1 protein-coding gene and 1 pseudogene are annotated in these 1,752 nt (G+C 62.7%); one reads left to right on the plus strand and one right to left on the minus strand.

The features are described from left to right. Positions 1–225: pseudogene (locus NW863_RS07155) on the plus strand (CRISPR-associated protein); the annotation flags it as partial. On the opposite strand, the gene NW863_RS07160 reads toward NW863_RS07155, so the two are convergent. Continuing rightward, positions 222–1,700 (minus strand): hypothetical protein, encoded by a 1,479-nt coding sequence (locus NW863_RS07160; protein WP_414365546.1) that lies wholly within the window; start codon positions 1,698–1,700, stop codon positions 222–224. The pseudogene NW863_RS07155 and the gene NW863_RS07160 overlap by 4 nt on opposite strands. Between the last annotated feature and the right edge of the window lie 52 nt (positions 1,701–1,752).

Here is a 1,752-nt window from a genome sequence, read left to right on the forward strand (position 1 = left end):
TGGGTAGATCTGGTTCGCTACGACCCAAGCGCCTACGCTGCCCCCAAAAACGGCGTCAAGGCCGCCAACCGCAAAACCGCAGATGGCCGTCACATTTTGTGGCTCCATCTCCACGAAAGCCAGGACACCCACCTTGCCGTTAGGGTAGAGACCACCGGCTATACTCCCGAACACCTAGAGCAGGCCGCTGCCGAGCTGCGGGAGCGCATTGGTCGCCTCCTCTAGCTTTTGCTCAACTGCTGGGCCACGAGTTGTACGATGGCCTGAGCCGCACCCGGCTTGCCCCCCAGACGCTGCAATTCCGCCTGCATCTGTTGACGCCGCTCGGGATCAGTCAACAGGGCCCGCATCTGTTCGGCTACCTGGGCCGGGCGCAAGTGTCCTCGCAGCTCCGGCACTACCTCGCGTCCTGCCCAGAGGTTTGGCCAAGCCAGGTAACCCAGCCACCGCAGGGCAATTCTGTTGATAAGGCGGGCCAGCCAGGTGCCCAGACCGGGCAGGCGAGCCAACAGGCCAGGGATCCCACCCCAGGCACGCATCGCCTCCAGCTTGTTGGTGGGGATCGCCACCACCATTGGCACCCCCAAGTAAGCCAGCTCGGCAGTGTTGGCGCCGACTGTAGTTAGACACAGGTCGCAATTGGCCAGCACCGAATAGGCGGGGAAGCTGGTCCACAGGTGTACCGTGGTGCCAAAGGGGGTGACGAAGTGGGATCCCAAATTGGTTTGCTCCAGAGTGGCCGAGGTGCCGTAAATCACGGCCATATCGGGGTTGAGCTTGGGATGGGCATAGGCCGCCAGCGATCGCGGCGTCTGGCCGGGAGCCACTGGGATTACGAAGCGGACGTTGGGCAGCAACTGGCGCAACTCATCCGCCACCGCCAGCACCAGCGGCACCCCCAGGGAGAGTTTGGCCGGCTTGGAGCCGGGGAGCAGCCCCACCTGGTAGTGGGTGCGGTTGCCATCGCTGAGACGTTGCCAGCTGCGCGGCAGCAAAGCTTCGTCGGCAGAGCGGGATTCCACCCTTTCCGGTGCCGTTCGCACCGATTCCGGCTCCTCGATGGGATCGGGGAGGGGCTGGAGGAGGGTGGAAAAGCCTGCCGTCGGTTTGGGAGCAGCGCCAGAAGCCTGTGTGGGAAGGGATTGGCTGCTAAGCCAGCCGGGAAGAGGTATCCCCGGCAAGTAGACGGCACTGGCCACGCCATCGGCCATCAGATCCCCGACCACGTGCATTTTGGGGGCCCAGCGGTGGCCCAGGAAGCGTCCCCCGTTGTAGCGGCGTTTGATCTCCTCCGTCCGTACAGCAAAAGCGTCTACCCAGGGTCGCCAGCGGGGCTGATGCTCCGCATACACCACCAGACGGTAGCGCAGACGACGGGCAATCCAGACGGCAAAAAACTGATCCCCTCCTAGAAACAGCACCACCCCCCGCTTGGCCCAATCCCAGGCTTCTTCGGTCTGACCCGTGAGCAGAAAAGCCAGAAAAAAATCCGGATCCTGCACCCGATCGACCCGGATAAATTCCTCCGCTATCTTCATCTCTTGTCCAGAGGCGTGCGGACAAGGAGAGAGCACCAGAGAAAGACGGGCCTGGGGCAGTTGCTGGCGCAATTCTAGGACGACTGGCCGCACCCAGGTAAGCAGCTCGCCGGGACCGTTGGAGAGGATGAGAATGTCGTAGGGAAGCTGGCCGCCGTTCACTGAGACGCTCAGGGGGCAAGAACTTTGCCGCTATTGTACAGTTTGCCTTTGG

The organism is Synechococcus sp. B60.1 (assembly GCF_047462555.1).
Classification (GTDB): domain Bacteria; phylum Cyanobacteriota; class Cyanobacteriia; order Thermostichales; family Thermostichaceae; genus Thermostichus.